A 14143-nucleotide genomic window follows, 5' to 3' on the forward strand; every position below is an offset into this window, starting at 1 on the left:
ACGTGAAGAACGGAGACATCCTGATTTCGGGCGCGAGCATCGCCGGGCCCGCGCTCGCGTACTGGCTGCGCCGCTACGGCTTCAACCCGACCGTGATCGAGCGGGCGCCGGCGCCGCGCCCGGGCGGCTACAAGATCGACATCCGCGGCGTGGCCGTCGACGTGGTCAAGCGCATGGGCCTCGTCGACGAGATCCGCCGGGCCGGCACCGACATGCAGGGACGTGGAGCGGAACCAGAAGCTCGGCCGCAGCGCCGCCAAGCACATGACGCAGGGCCACCGGGCCTTGATCTGGCTGCAGATCCTGCTCATGCGCGCGCTGCCCCACGTGCCGTGGCGGCAGAGCATCATCCGGCAGATGCTGCGGCCGGTCCGCGACGCGGCCCAGGCCATCTCCCTGCCGGAGTACGCGGGCTGACGGGAGCGCTCCCCCGGTGCTGCGCGACGGGATGGTCGGGCGCAGCCTTCACGACTACAAACCCGCGCATGGCCAAGCGCGTGCACCGCCGAGAGGCGATCCAGCTCCGCGATGGGTCCCTGCGCCTCGTCGCGGTGGCCGACACCCACAGCCTCCCGCACGCCGACAGCGCCCGGCGGATCGCCGCGCTCACGCCCGATCACATCGTGCATGCCGGCGACATCGGCGCGCTCACGGTCCTCGATGGGCTCCGGAGCATCGCGCCGCTCTCCGCGGTGCGCGGCAACATCGATGTCCATGCGCCTGACATCCCCGACTCCATCGCGCTCGACATCCGCGACGGGGACGAGACGGTGCTCACCGCCCTGCTCCTCCACATCGCCCTCTACGGCGGCAAGCTTCGGGCCGACGTGATCCGCTTGGCAGCCGAGGTGGGCGCGTCGCTGGTCCTGTGCGGGCACTCCCATGTTCCCTTCATGGGCCGCGATCGTGGCCTGACGGCGTTCAACCCGGGATCCATCGGGCCGCGCCGATTCATGCTGCCGATCGTCTTCGGCGTGGTCGAGATCGATCGCAAGCGCGTGGCGCTCCGGCACGTGGACTGCGAGACGGGGGAGACGTGGATGCCGCCGGCCGTGGGCAGGGGGTGAGCGGAAATTCCGTGCTGTCCGAGCTCTGCAATCCTCGGAGCGAGGAGAGGGAACCGCCCGCGCCGCGACGCCATGTCGCACAACCGAAGCGGCGGCGCTCGCACCTAACCGCTCAAATGGCGACACGACCACCTCGACAGCCGACTTCGGTCCTCCTCGGCCTCTGCACCCTCGCGGTGATCCTGGGATCCAGCCACGCGTACAGCGGCGGCGCAGCGGGGCAGGACGCGGGGGCTTCCGTTCAGACCGGGGCTGGGCGCGCCCGCGCGTCGGCGTCTCCGCCGAGCTGCGCGGGCGGCACGCCCGGCGCCGACGACCGCTGCGGCCTCGGCCATGACGACGACTGCTGCGCCAGCCTGCTCGTGCCCGGCGGGACGTTCAACCGGCTCAACGACCCGCGTTATCCGGCGAGCGTGAGCAGCTTCCACCTCGACAAGTACATGGTCACGGTCGGGCGGTTCCGCCGCTACCTGGAAGAGACCGGCGGCCCGACGCAGGCGAGCCCGCCGCCGGTCGGCGCAGGAGCGCACCCGAAGATCCCGGACAGCGGGTGGGATCCGGCCTGGAACACGATGCTCCCGGCGACAACGGCCGCGATGAAGCGGGCGCTCGTCTGCGATCCTTACGGCTGGCCGACGTGGACCGACGCTCCGGCCGCGAACGAGGACAAACCCATCGTGTGCGCGACGTGGCTCGAGCTGTTCGCGTTCTGCGCGTGGGACGGCGGGCGCTTGCCGACCCAGGCCGAGATGAACTACGCGGCCGCCGGCGGCGACGAGCAACGGCTGTATCCGTGGGGCGCTTCTCCCATCACCTCCGAAGACGCGGCCTACTGCTGCCAGGGCGAAGGCTCGACGTCGCTGCCCTGCGAGGACGCGTTTCCCCCGTGGAGCCTCATCCACTGCACGACGGACGATCTCGCGCCCGTCGGCTCCTTTCCCAGGGGAGCGGGGCGCTGGGGCCAGCTCGATCTCGCCGGCGAGGCCTACAAGGTCACGCGCGACGCCGCCGACGACGACCGCCCGCTCGTGCCGTGCGCCGATTGCTCCCGCCTGGACAACCACGCTGCCCTGCGCGTCACGCACGGCGGGAGCTTCGTCGCCGCCGGATACCGGCAGACGACGACCTACCGCGCACCCTACGAGACCAATGGCCGCCACTACTATGTATCGGCGATGTGCGCGCGCGACCTGCCAGGGCCGTGAGCCCAGCGCGCGGCCCTCGCCGGCAGCGTCGCGGAGGGCTTACGTTCCTATTTTCAAGCGCTCTCGCGAAACACCTTGATGAGCGCGGCTGGCGACTCCGCCCCGTGGCCCGCGGCAACTCCCTTCCTGAAGAGCGCCGCTGCGAACGCCGGGAGCTCGGCGTTGATCCTCGCTTCCCGCGCGTGCCGCTGGATTAGCTCGATGGCCTGCGCGCAGATCTCCAGCGTGGCCTCCGAGGCCTCGTACGCTCCGGACTGGATGGAGTCCGCGTCGTGCTTGACCATCCCACCGATGGCCGGAGCGACGACGGCGGCCATGGCCCCGAAGTCGGCCACGCGGATCCCTTCGGCCTCGCAGATGCGGGCGCCGTGGTAGAAGCCGAGGAGCCCCGCGAACAGGTGCGATAGGAACGCCAGGTCCATGGCCGCCGCCCAGCCGACCTTCTCCCCGAGGTAGCTCACGGTCCCGGCCGTGCTCTCGAGCAGCGGCTTGCTCTTCTCATAAGCAGAGCCCGACCCCGAGACGAGGATGCTGCTCTCCGGCTTCCCCATCTGGCTCGGGGTGGCGAGGATGGCGCCGTCGAGGTAGTCGATGCCGCGCTGCTTCGCCCACGCTTCGAGGGTACGCGCGTCCTCGGGGCTGCCCGTGCTGAGCTGGACGAGCACCTTGCCGGCGAGGGAGGAGATCACGTCGCGCCCCTCCAGCACGCCGTACGTCGCGCGGTAGTCGGTGATGCAGGTGATCACGATCCCGCTCGCCTGCGCCGCTGCGGCGGCGCTCGGGGCCAACACCGCTCCCTCCGCGACGAGCGGTGCGGCCTTCGCGATCGAGCGGTTCCAGACGGTGACGCGAGAGCCGCTGCGGAGCAATCCCCGAGCGAGCGCGGTGCCCATGAGCCCCAGACCGATGACCGTGACTTCACGCATGTGAGCTCCTTTGTTTGCGGCCCGTCTGCCGATGACGGGCGCGCCTTCGTGTCCGCCAGGATAGGGCCCTGCGACCCGGGCCGTCGCGCACGATCGGACGCCCGGAGAGCACGTTCGGACGGCGGCGAGCGCGGAGCCGCCCTGTGGCGCGCCGCTCGGCGCCGGTGGATACTGGCGGGGATGCAGGTCATCGGACCGACCCGAGCTCCCATCCGACTGGAGCCGTCCGCGGGCGCGCCGCGCCCGTACGTCGGGGTACATGTCGGCGTTCACTCGACCCAGCCTGGCGTGATCGCGCTCGAGGCCTCGCAGGATCATCGGGTGAAGATCCATGCGGGCGCGCCGGTGCGCGGGGCCTGCCGCGCCGATCGGTTCGTCTACACGCGCGGCGACGTGGACCTGATCCCCGCCGGAGCCTCGGACGTCTGGCAGGAGGACGACGCGGGCACCTCGCTCATCCTGGCGCTGTCCCCTTCGCTGCTGCGCCGGGTCGCAGCGGACATGGGGCTCGATCCCGACAAAGCCGGCCTGGAGCCGCGCCACCAGATCAGGGACCCGCAGATCGAGCACATCGCCTGGGCGCTCGACGCCGAGCGCAGGGCCGGCGATCCGACCGGGCTTCTCTACAGGGAGAGCCTCGGCGTCGCGCTCGCCGCGCACCTCCTCGGCCGTTACAAGGCGCCGGGCCGCCTGCGGCGAGGGCTGTCTGCGCCGCAGCTACGGCGCGTGACGGCGTACATCGAGGAGCACCTCGATCACGACCTGTCGCTCGATCGGCTGGCCGGCGTCGCCGGGGTCAGCGCGTCCCACCTCAAGACGCTGTTCAAGCGGTCGACCGGCGTGCCGGTGCACGAGTACGTGATCCAGCGCCGGGTGGAGCGCGCGAAGGCGCTGCTCCTGCGCGGCGACCTGCCCGCCAGCCAGGTGGCGATCGAGGCCGGGTTCGCGCACCAGAGCCACATGGCGAGGTGCATGCGCCGCGTCCTCGGCGTGACGCCGGCAAAGGTGGCGGCCAGAGCGCGTTGAACCAGAGAAAACAGCCGCCAAGGCGAGCCGCAATGACGCCATACGCGCCGCCGGGCGCGACCGCCGGGGTCTCCGCCGGTGGCGCTGTGGCAAACTGCCCCGCTGCACGGGGCCTCGCGGCATGAACTCCGGCGGCCCGCGAGTGCTAGAGTTGCCGTCATCCATGCTCGACAAGCTCGACATCGCCCGCGCCCTCCGCGAGACGGGCACGCTCCTCCAGATCAAGGGGGAGAACCCGTTCAGAGCGCGCGCTTACGAGACGGGGGCCGACGCGCTGGAGCAGCTCACGGACGACCTCGGCGCGCTCGTCAGGGGCAAGAAGCTCACCGGCATCAAGGGCATCGGCCCGGCGCTCGCAGCCCAGATCGCCGAGCTCTACCAGACGGGGCGCTCCGGGCAGCTCGAGGAGCTCCGCGCCGAGCTGCCCAGCGGCGTGCTGGAGCTCGCCAAGGTGCCGGGCATGAGCCTCAAGCGGATGAAGGCGCTGCACGAGGCGCTCGGCATCGGCAGCGTGGAGGAGCTGAAGAGGGCCTGTCTCGCCGGGAAGGTCCGGGCGGTGAAGGGCTTCGGGGCGAAGACCGAGGCGAGCCTGCTCGAGGGCATCGCCCGCTACGAGGCGCGCGACGAGCGCGTCCTCCTCGTCGACGCGCTCGAGGCGGCCGAGCCGCTCCTCGCCCACGTGCGCGGCTGCGACGCGACCGAGCGGGCCGATCTGGCGGGCTCGATCCGGCGCTGGGAAGAGACGGTGGCTGCCATCGACCTCGTGGCCGCGGCCGACGACCCTGCGCAGGTGATCGATTGTTTCGTCCGGTCCCCGCAGGTCGCCGAGGTCGAGGAGCGCGGCGACGCGCGTTGCAGGGTAAGGCTCTCGGGAGGCCTGCGCGGCGAGCTCCTCTGCGTGCCGCCCCGGGACTACGCCGCTGCGCTTCACCACCGGACGGGGGCGCCCGACTACCTCTCGGCGCTCGGCGCGCTCGCGCGCGAGCTGGGGCTCACGCTCGACGAGAGAGGGCTCTCGCGCGGCAAGAAGCGCCTCTCCGTGAAGACGGAAGAGAATCTCTACGAGCACCTCGGCGTCCCGTACATCGCGCCCGAGCTCCGCGAGAGCGCGGAGGACATCATCGCTGCCGTGGAGCGCGCCGCGCGGGCGGGCCGCGAGGGTGAGCTCGTCGAGGAGGGCGATATCCAGGGGATGGTGCACTGCCACACGGTGTACTCGGACGGCAAGAACACGGTCGAGGAGATGGCCCTGGAGGCCGAGGCGATGGGGATGAAATACCTCACCATCACCGATCACTCGCCCGCCGCCCATTACGCGAACGGCGTCGGCCTCGACCGGCTGAAGAAGCAGTGGGACGAGATCGCCCGCGTCCAGGAGCGCGTGAGCGTCAAGCTCCTCCGAGGCACCGAGTCGGATATCCTCGAATCGGGGAAGCTCGATTATCCGGACGCGATCCTGGAGCAGCTCGACGTGATCATCGCGAGCATCCACTCGCGCATGAAGATGGACGCCGACCAGATGACGCGCAGGCTCGTCAGCGCCATGCGGCTGCCGGTCTTCAAGATCTGGGGGCACGCGCTCGGCCGGCTCATCCAGCGGCGCGAGCCGTTCGCGTGCCGCGTCGAGGAGGTGCTCGACGCCGTGGCCGAGTCGAGGGCCGCCGTCGAGGTGAACGGGGACCCGTACCGCCTCGACATGGAGCCCCGGTGGATCAAGGAGGCACGCAAGCGCGGTATCCGCTTCGTGATCTCGACGGACGCACACTCGACGACCGCGCTCCACAACCTGCGGTTCGGCGTGGGGACCGCGCGGCGAGGCGGCCTCCGCCGGAACGAGGTGCTGAACGCGCGCGGCCTGGCGGCGTTCCAGAAGGCGGTCCGGCCCGCCTGAGCGCGCCCTGAGCGTGGCAGCGTGCGGCCCGGACACTGCAGACACCGCACGAGCCGCCTCCGTTCAGCGGTCGGCCGTCCGCGGCAACCCTGCGCGACGCGCGTGACGCGCGCGTCATGGCCGACAGCACCTCGACAGGCGGTGCGCGTCGTGTGACCGTTGAGCTGTCATGCCAATGCCCATGCAGACCCCTGCGCCCGCAGAGAACATCGTCGCTCTCATCGGGCATACTCCGATGATCCAGGTGACTCAGCTCGACGCCGGCCCGTGCGAGCTCTTCCTCAAGATGGAGAGCCAGAACCCGGGCGGCAGCATCAAGGATCGCATCGGCCTGTCGATGATCGAGGCGGCCGAGCGCGCAGGCCATCTCGGGGGCGAGCGGCGCCATGTGGTCGAGGCGACGGCGGGCAACACAGGGCTCGGCCTGGCGCTCGTCGCGGCGCAGAAGGGCTACCGGCTCACGCTCGTGATCCCGGACAAGATGAGCCAGGAGAAGGTGTTCCACCTGAAGGCGCTCGGCGCGCAGGTGGTGATGACGCGCTCCGACGTCGAGAAGGGCCACCCGAGCTATTACCAGGACCTGGCGGCCCGCATCGCGCGCGAGGAGGGCGCGTTCTACGTGAACCAGTTCGAGAACCCGGCGAACGCGCTCGCCCACGAGACAGGGACCGGCCCCGAGATCGACGCGCAGCTCGATCGAAGGATCGACGCGATGGTGTGCGGCGTCGGCTCCGGCGGCACCATGACCGGGCTCTCGCGCTACTTCGCCAGGGCGCAGCCGCGCTGCGAGATGGTGCTCGCCGATCCGGAGGGCTCGGTGCTGGCGGGCTACGTCAAGACCGGCAAGCTCGGCAAGGCGGGCTCGTGGCTCGTGGAGGGCATCGGGGAGGACTTCCTCCCCCCGATCCTCGACCTCACCCATGTCAAGCACGCTTACACGATCTCCGACAGGGAGAGCCTGGAGACGGCGCGGCTGCTCCTCTCCAGGACGGGCATCCTCGCTGGCTCGTCGTCCGGGACGCTGCTCGCGGCGGCCCTGCGCTACTGCCGCGAGCAGTCGGCGCCGAAGCGCGTCTGCACCCTCGTCTGCGACAGCGGCAACAAGTACCTGTCGAAGATGTACAACGATTTCTGGATGGCCGATCAGGGCTTCACCGATCGGGCGCCGACAGGGGATCTGCGCGACGTGATCACCCGCCGCCACGCCGACAGGGCGGTGGTCACGGTGCAGCGGTCGGACGCGCTCCTCGTGGCCTATGCGAGGATGAAGCTCTACGACGTGTCGCAGCTGCCCGTCCTGGAGGACGGCAAGATCATCGGCATCCTCGACGAGTCCGACCTCCTCCTCGCGGCCGTCGACGACGTGACGCGCTTCCGCCAGCCGGTCGAGTCTGCGATGACGACGCGGCTCCGGACGGTCGACGTGAGGACGCCGATCCGGGATCTCCTCCCGATGTTCGACGCGGGGCTCGTGCCGATCGTGACCGATGGTGACGAGTTCGTCGGGCTGGTCACCCGCATCGACCTGATCAACTACCTGCGACGCCGGGTGAAGCTGCACGAGGTGTGAGCCGCGCGCGGGCGCCGGCCCGCGCGCAGGCGAACCCCGCCTCGGTCGTCGCGTCGGGCGGGCGCGCTGCGCCGCGAGCGCCCGTCGGCGTGCCTTGTGCGGGCAGCGGGCTTGTGGTGAGCTGCGCGCCATGCAGGAGGCGTGCGGAGCTTTCGTGATCGACCTCTCCACGGCGCGGGTGGTCGATCTGACGCACCCGATCACCCCGGAGATGCCGCTGTTTCCCGGCGACACGCCCTATGCGTCGGAGACGCTGAGCACCATCGAGGAGGACGCGTGTTGCTCCAATCGGTTCTCGATGGCCGAGCACGCGGGCACGCACGTGGACGCGCCGGCGCACTTCACGGCCGGGGCAGCGACCGTCGAGCAGATCGCCCCGGAGCAGCTCGTGGGGGCGGCGGCGGTCGTGGACGTGACGGCGGCTGTTGCGGCGAGCCCGGACCACCGGGTCACGGTGGATGATCTCTGGAGCTGGGAGGCGCGGCACGGCGCGCTCTGCGCGAGGCATATCGTGCTGATCCGGACGGGCTGGGGGGCTCGCTGGTCCGATCCGGCGAAGTACCGGAACCAGGACGCCCAGGGCGTCATGCGCTTTCCCGGGGTGTCCGTTGAGGCGAGCCGCTACCTGCGCGAGCGCGGCGTGCGCTGCATCGGTATCGATACGCTGTCGACCGACCCCGGGCAGAGCGAGACATTCGAACAGCACAGGGCATTCCTTGGCGCGGGCGGCTATCACATCGAGAACCTGGCCAATCTGGAGCAGCTCCCGGAGGCCGGGGCCGTCGTGGTGGTCGCGCCGCTGCCGCTCGCGGGCGGCAGCGGCGCGCCCGCCCGGGTGCTGGCGCTGGTGCCGGCCTCCGGCGGCCCGGCGGGATAGCGCGGTGCGCCGCCCCAGGCTGGCGGGGCGCAGCTCGCGTCGTCCTGGCCCGTTGCCCCGCTCTGGTGCGGTGTCGCCTGTTTGCATACCGCCCCCCGCGACGGTCGTACGAGGTGCTGCTCCCCGCGCCGGATCGACCACACGAAGCTTCGCGTCCTGCCCGGGATTCGGTATCCTCTCGGCTCCCCCCTCGGGAGGTGACCGGGCGTATGAAGTTCGAGAAAGACGTCCTTCTGGCCGGCAAATTCCGCCTCGAGCGAGAGCTATCGCACGGCGGGATGGGCTCGATCTGGGTGGCGCAGCACGTCCAGCTCGGCACGCTCGTCGCGGTCAAGTTCATGCGCGACTCGTTTTCGCGGCTGCCGGTGCTCCGGGCGCGCTTCGAGCGGGAGGCGCGCGCCGCCGCGCAGCTCAAGAGTCCCCATATCGTGCAGGTCCACGACTTCGGCTTCGAGGAGGAGGACGAGGTGCCCTACCTCGTCATGGAGCTCCTGCAAGGCGAGGATCTCAGCAAGCGCCTCCAGCGGTGCGGGCGCCTCTCGCTCCCGGAGACGCTGCACATCATCGTCCAGGCCGGGAAGGCGCTCCGCAGCGTCCATGAAGCGGGGTTCGTGCACCGCGACCTCAAGCCCGCCAACTTCTTCCTGGCGCGCGTCGACGGCGAGGATGGCGAGATCGTGAAGCTGCTCGACTTCGGGATCGCGAAGGACGTCTCGGCGGTGCTCGCGGCCGACATCTCGGCCACGGGCGAGGTGATGGGCTCGCCGAATTACATGAGCCCGGAGCAGTTCTATGGCGAACGGGACGTGGACGCGCGCAGCGATCTCTGGTCGCTCGGGGTCATCCTGTTCAAGATGCTCACGGGGCAGCTGCCGTTCCCGGGCGACGCGATCGGGCGCGTGGTCACGAAGGTGATCCTCGGCACGGTGCCGTCGGCGCGCGAGCTCGCCCCCGATCTGCCCAGCGGCATCGACGCGTTCTTCGCGCGGGCGCTGGCGCGCGATCGGGACGAGCGGTTCCAGAACGTGCGCGAGATGATCAACGAGCTCGCGCGCGTCGCGGGCGCGCCGCCGTTCTTTTCGCTCATGGGGGACACCTCGCTGGGCGCCGGGTGGACATGGCGGGGCTCCGGCGGGGAGCCCGGGCTCGCCGACCCCGGCACGCCGCCGGTGGCGCAGCTGACGACGATGCCCATCCAGCGGCGCTCGGACCCGAACGATGTCCGCGCCTCGACGCCGAACCCGCAATCCTTGCCGGGCACCTTGACCGGCGCGATCAACCTGTCGGCGCCGCACACGGCGCGCGCCGCCATCGCGCGGGTCGCGGGGCGCGTCGCCGTCGGGGCGACGATCGCCCTCGTGGGGGTCGGCCTGTTCGTCGCCACGCTCAAGGGCGCATCGACCGGCGGCGACAAGGCCGCGACCCAGGCCTCCGCGGACGCATCAGCGCCCGCGCTCGGCGCGCCGTCGAGCGGCGCGCCGGCCGGGCTCGCCGCGGTCCCCGCCGTCGCGAGCGCTCCCGAGGCGCGCGCCGCGGCGACTCCTGCGGTGGTGCCGGCTCCGTTGCCGCTCGACCCCGCCGCGGGCGCGGGCGCGCCGAGCGCCGCCTCCCCGGCGCCGGCATCGCCCGTCCCCTCTGGCCCCTCTGGCGCGGCGGCGCGGAGCGCCGCGCCCGCGCGCCCCAGGTCCCCGGCCACCGCTCGGACCGCGGCGGCACCGGCGCCGCGCAAGACAGTCACGGGGCCTCGCAAGAAGTCCGGCGGAAGCAGGCCGGACTGGGGGCTCTAGCCGGGTGGCTCCGCGTCCCCAGAGGGCAAGAATGCGCTTCCGAGCGGCGGTGATGGGTGTGCTGCTCCTGGTCACGCTCGCCGGCGCGGAGGCGTCAGCGCAGGCGCCCCCCCCGTCGGCGAAGGCGCGACAGGCGGCTGTCACGTACGCCAACCAGGGGTGGACGGCCTACCGAGCGCGCCGGTACCGGGAAGCGCTCCAGGCCTTCCGCCGAGCCGAGGCCACGGTGCATGCGCCGACCTTCCTGATCATGGTCGCGCGCTCCTGCCACAAGCTCGGCCGCCTGACCGAGGCGCGCTCGGTCTACCAGGTCATCGTCGACGAGCAGCTCCCGGCCGACGCGTCGCAGGCGTTCCGGGAGGCCCAGGCCGAGGCGAGGACGGAGCTCGAGGCCCTCTCGTCGCGCATCCCCACCGTGGAGATCACCGTGACGGGCGCGGGCTCTGGGGGCGCGCAGGTGGCGCTCGGCGGGCTGGACGTGCCACAGTCGACGCCCGTCGCGCGCGATCCGGGCAGCCACACGCTGGCTGTGGGGGCGCCTGGACGACGCGGGCTGACGAAGGAGATCGTCCTCAAGGAGGGCATGAGGGCCAGGGTCGAGGTCGATCTCGCGGCCGGAAAGGTGCGGATCGAGAGCGACGGGACCGGGCGCGGCGCGGGCGGCGAGCCGCATCCGCTCGGCCCGGGGCAGGGTGCGGCCGACGGCGGCGCCCAGGAGGGCGGCGAGCCGCTCGGCCCTGGGCAGGTAGCGGCCGACGGCAGCGCCCAGGAGGGCGGCGGCGCGGCGGATGGACGCCCGAGCCCACGCAGCTCCGCGGTCGTGTTCACGGGGCTTGCCGCGACCGCCGCGGGGACGGGGCTCGGCGTCGCGTTCGTGGTCCTCTCGAACGGGAAGGCGAGCTCGCAGCAGCGCCTCCTGGAGCCGGCCTCCTGCACGGACCCTGCGCGCTGCCCTGGGCTCGACCTGCGCGCGTACAACGACCTGGGACACGCCAAGGCAGACCTCGCGAACGCGGCGGTCTGGAGCTTCCTGGCCGCGGGCGCGGCGGGGCTCGGCACGGCGGCGTACGTCCTCCTGACGGGACGGCCCGACGCGCGGGACGCGACGGCGACCGGCCTGTCGGTGAGCCCCATGCCGGGCGGGCTCGTGATCAGCAAGCGCTGGTGAGGCTTCCGGAGAGAGGGATCTTCCCGATGATGCGCATCGTATCGTGGAGGTGGATGGGCTGGGCGCTCTCGACGATCGTCCCGCTGGTCGCGCTCAGCGGAGGTAGCTGCGTCTTCTTCAGCTACGAGGATGTCGTCGCAAGCGCGGGCGGAGCAGGCGGAACGGGCGGAACGAGCGGCGGCGCCGGTGGCACCCTGGAGCCTTGCGGGCAGGGGGGCGGCGGCTGCGGCGGGGCGCCCCCGGAGGGCTGCGATGGGCCGGGGAGCCATATCTCGACGTGCCTCGTCGATGATGGCTTGCTCGCGCGGTACTTCCTCGACGCGTTCGACGCGGAGGGCAAGCTCGTCGACTCGGGACCGGAGCCGGGGCTCTCGCTCGACGTGGTGTCGGACGGAGAGAGGCTCAACCTGGAAGGCGAAGCGGGGCGCGTGGGCATCCGCTGGATGAACCTCGGAGGGAACGCGCGCGTGGAGGCGGCGTTTCCGTCCACCGCCACGCCCCCGAGCAAGCTCCTCGTCTCGGAGGCGACGCTCACGCTCGAGACCGTGGTGAGCGTGACGGCCGCGGCGGTCGAGGGCGTGCCGGCTCGAATTCTGTACCTCGGGACCGATACCGGAGAGTTCGGGAAGTACTCGCTGAGCGCCGGCGACCCCGACGGGATGGGAAACCGAGAGCTGCTGTTCCACATCTACGCCAACTCCCAGACGCTGTTCGTGGGGCAGTGGTTCATTCCCCTCGAGGAGCTAGAGCGGCCGTGCGTCCTGCACCTCGTGCTGAACGCCGCCGAGGGCGTCGTCGATCTCTACGTGAACGGCGACGTGCGAACGAACGCGATCCCGGATCGGCCACCCGCCGACTTCGTCTTCACGTGGGCGGAGCCGACGTGGTATCTCGTGCTCGGAAACTCGCGGAAGGCCGGGCGCTCTTTTCGCGGCTCGATCCAGTATGCCGCGCTGTACGGCAAGCCGTTGACCCCCGAGCAGGTGAAGGCCAACGCCGCGACGCTGGCGAAGAGCGACGACGGCCCCGGGATGTGAGCTAATACGCGCCGCGCCCGCTCCGGGTTCGCGCCGGCGCCCGCGCACCCTCGCGGCTGGAGAGCGCATAGGTCACCCCGCGCTCCAGCGTCCCCCGCGTCACGATCCCCCCCAGATCGGCCCCCAGCGCCACGAACGCCTGCGCCACGTTCGGCCTGATCCCGGTGAGCACCACCTCGGCCCCGAGCAGCCGCGCGCTCCGCGCCGCCTGGATCAGCGCGTCCGTCACCTCCGGCCCCGCCTGCGGCACCCCCGTCACATCGAGTATGGTGATCCGGGCGCGCTGGCGGGAGATCCCGTCCAGCAGCGTCTCGGTGAACTGCGCGCCCCGCTCGCGGGTCAGCTCGCCGACCAGCGGCGCCACCAGCACCCCGTCCGCGATGGGCAACAGCGGCGTGGAGATGGCCCGTATCGTCTCCTGCTGGACGATCAGCATCTTCTCCCGCAGCTGCCGGGTCCTCGCCTCGGCCTGCACCCGCTCGGTGATGTCCACCGCGATCGCCCCGCATCCGGAGACCCTGCCCTCCTCGTCGCGGAGCGCGAACCTGGTGCTCATGAACACGTGCCTACCGTCGGCCAGATCCATCTCGTCCTCGGAGGTGATGGGCTCGGACGACGCCATCGCCGCCCGGTCCTGCGCCGCGAACCGGTCAGCGATCTCCGCGGGGAACAGGTCGTGCTGGGTCTTCCCCATCAGCTCCTCGCGGGGCTTGCCGAGGAGCTCTTCGACGGGCGGGTTCAGCAGCGTGTGGCGTCCCTCGTTGTCCCGCGCGAACATGAGCATCGGCGCGTTCTGAATGAATGCCTCCAGCAGCGCGGCGCCCCGGCGCCTCTGCGCCTCGGACTCCACGCGCGCGGTGACGTCGATGCTCACCACCGCCACGAAGCGGTTCCCGCTCGCGTCCTCGAACGCAACGTAGCTCGGCTCGGTCCAGAGCCGACGCCGGTCCTTGTAAAGCTCGCCCGGCTCGGTGTCGTAGGGGACCGGTGGCAGCGTGACCACCTCCCCGGCGAGCGCCCGGCGGAAGGCCTCGGCGTGGCCCGTCTTCACCGCCTGCGGGTCCTCCAGCGCGTTGTACTTGCCGATGATCTGCTCGGGGGTGATGCGCCACCGCGCGCAGTCGGCCTGGTTGATCGCGACGAGGAGCCCGTCCGCGCGATGGATGACCAGCGGTACGGTCACCGCATCGAAGAGCGCGCGATAAGGCACGCTGTCCGCGAGCTCGCGCTGCGCGTCGCGCGGCGCCGCGCCTGCGCTGAGCCTTCGCTCCAGCTCCTCCACGCGGGCCCGGAGCCGCATGTTCTCTGCCTTGATTCGCTCGTCGCTCTGCCGATCGATCTCCATCGTCCCCCCTGGGCCCTGCCCCATTTGCAACCTCACGCGCGGCCGCTCGCCGCCGCGGAGAGCGCGCACAGCCCCCCTGAGCCCTGCCCGCCGCTCTCCGCCCGCGGCCGTCCGGGAGTTCTTCTGCGCTGAAATGGTGCACCATCAGGACGGCGCCGTGAAGCCTGGATTGGCCGGGGCTGGCGCCTCGACAGCGGTACTCCCACGCACGACCGACTCGCCCTCATCGCAGCACCGCGCACCA

Annotated in this window: 12 protein-coding genes and 1 pseudogene; 11 read left to right on the plus strand and 2 right to left on the minus strand. The window is 71.5% G+C overall.

Annotated features, from left to right (window positions below):
* Nucleotides 1-2: 2 nt before the first annotated feature.
* The 4 genes and pseudogenes from WMF29_RS46305 to WMF29_RS46320 form a co-directional block, all read left to right on the plus strand.
* A pseudogene (locus WMF29_RS46305) lies at nucleotides 3-221 on the plus strand (FAD-dependent monooxygenase); the annotation flags it as partial.
* A 1-nt stretch (nucleotide 222) separates the two neighbouring features.
* On the plus strand, nucleotides 223-417 hold the full coding sequence (locus tag WMF29_RS46310) for a hypothetical protein (protein WP_437331262.1): 195 nt from the start codon (nucleotides 223-225) through the stop codon (nucleotides 415-417).
* Nucleotides 418-485: 68 nt separating this feature from the next.
* Entirely contained in the window at nucleotides 486-1067 is a 582-nt protein-coding gene (locus WMF29_RS46315) for a metallophosphoesterase family protein (RefSeq protein WP_437331244.1), read from the plus strand.
* A 116-nt stretch (nucleotides 1068-1183) separates the two neighbouring features.
* Nucleotides 1184-2272 carry a formylglycine-generating enzyme family protein gene (locus WMF29_RS46320; protein ID WP_437326421.1) on the plus strand — a complete coding sequence of 363 codons (1089 nt, stop codon included), beginning with the start codon at nucleotides 1184-1186 and terminating at the stop codon, nucleotides 2270-2272.
* Between the two features lie 53 nt (nucleotides 2273-2325).
* Here WMF29_RS46320 and WMF29_RS46325 read toward each other — a convergent pair whose 3' ends face one another.
* Nucleotides 2326-3198 carry an NAD(P)-dependent oxidoreductase gene (locus tag WMF29_RS46325; protein ID WP_437326422.1) on the minus strand — a complete coding sequence of 291 codons (873 nt, stop codon included), beginning with the start codon at nucleotides 3196-3198 and terminating at the stop codon, nucleotides 2326-2328.
* Nucleotides 3199-3519: 321 nt separating this feature from the next.
* Between WMF29_RS46325 and WMF29_RS46330 the strand changes: the two genes are divergently transcribed.
* The 7 genes from WMF29_RS46330 (at nucleotide 3520) to WMF29_RS46360 (ending at nucleotide 12554) form a co-directional block, all read left to right on the plus strand.
* Nucleotides 3520-4224 carry a helix-turn-helix domain-containing protein gene (locus tag WMF29_RS46330; RefSeq protein WP_272096478.1) on the plus strand — a complete coding sequence of 235 codons (705 nt, stop codon included), beginning with the start codon at nucleotides 3520-3522 and terminating at the stop codon, nucleotides 4222-4224.
* Nucleotides 4225-4387: 163 nt separating this feature from the next.
* Nucleotides 4388-6115 (plus strand): DNA polymerase/3'-5' exonuclease PolX, encoded by a 1728-nt coding sequence (gene polX, locus WMF29_RS46335; RefSeq protein WP_437326423.1) that lies wholly within the window; start codon nucleotides 4388-4390, stop codon nucleotides 6113-6115.
* Between the two features lie 175 nt (nucleotides 6116-6290).
* Nucleotides 6291-7685, plus strand: coding sequence for a pyridoxal-phosphate dependent enzyme (locus tag WMF29_RS46340; RefSeq protein WP_437326424.1), 1395 nt, complete (start codon nucleotides 6291-6293; stop codon nucleotides 7683-7685).
* Nucleotides 7686-7839: 154 nt separating this feature from the next.
* Nucleotides 7840-8562, plus strand: a complete 723-nt coding sequence (locus WMF29_RS46345; protein ID WP_437326425.1) for a cyclase family protein — start codon at nucleotides 7840-7842, stop codon at nucleotides 8560-8562.
* A 209-nt stretch (nucleotides 8563-8771) separates the two neighbouring features.
* The gene (locus WMF29_RS46350) at nucleotides 8772-10349 is read left to right on the plus strand and encodes a serine/threonine-protein kinase (protein WP_437326426.1); all 1578 of its coding nucleotides are present in this window, start codon (nucleotides 8772-8774) and stop codon (nucleotides 10347-10349) included.
* A gap of 31 nt (nucleotides 10350-10380) precedes the next feature.
* Nucleotides 10381-11517, plus strand: a complete 1137-nt coding sequence (locus tag WMF29_RS46355) for a tetratricopeptide repeat protein (RefSeq protein ID WP_437326427.1) — start codon at nucleotides 10381-10383, stop codon at nucleotides 11515-11517.
* 26 nt (nucleotides 11518-11543) lie between these two features.
* A complete protein-coding gene (locus WMF29_RS46360; RefSeq protein WP_437326428.1) occupies nucleotides 11544-12554 on the plus strand; it encodes a hypothetical protein in 1011 nt (336 codons plus the stop codon).
* A 1-nt stretch (nucleotide 12555) separates the two neighbouring features.
* Here WMF29_RS46360 and WMF29_RS46365 read toward each other — a convergent pair whose 3' ends face one another.
* Nucleotides 12556-13899: a PAS domain-containing protein gene (locus tag WMF29_RS46365; protein WP_437326429.1), complete on the minus strand. Its 1344-nt coding sequence runs from the start codon at nucleotides 13897-13899 to the stop codon at nucleotides 12556-12558.
* Nucleotides 13900-14143 lie beyond the last annotated feature (244 nt).

Source organism: Sorangium sp. So ce381, from assembly GCF_051473845.1.
GTDB lineage: Bacteria > Myxococcota_A > Polyangia > Polyangiales > Polyangiaceae > Sorangium > Sorangium atrum.